The following is a 204-nucleotide window of genomic DNA, read 5'->3' as shown; positions in this document are numbered from 1 at the left end:
TAGGGACTGTCTGAAAACTAAAAATTCAGGTATAATCTGAGGAAAAACGAATCGAGGCATTCCGATGACAACACCTAAACGATACGAACTAGAAGATGCTCAGTGGGACCGAATCAAAGGATACTTCCCGCCATACCGGACTGGCCGTCCATCAAGCCTAGACAACCGTACCGCCCTCAACGCTATCCTCTGGCTCATGCGCAG

General features: G+C 49.0%; 1 protein-coding gene. It reads left to right on the top strand.

All coding sequences use genetic code 11. The features are described 5' to 3' along the window. Positions 1-64: 64 nt before the first annotated feature. Positions 65-204: transposase (locus HF569_RS12320; RefSeq protein WP_141729386.1), on the top strand; the 140-nt coding region annotated here is incomplete at its 3' end.

The organism is Levilactobacillus tujiorum (assembly GCF_012641185.1).
GTDB lineage: Bacteria > Bacillota > Bacilli > Lactobacillales > Lactobacillaceae > Levilactobacillus > Levilactobacillus tujiorum.
Note: the sequence above shows the minus strand (reverse complement) of the source record. Positions and strands in the feature narration are given on the sequence as shown.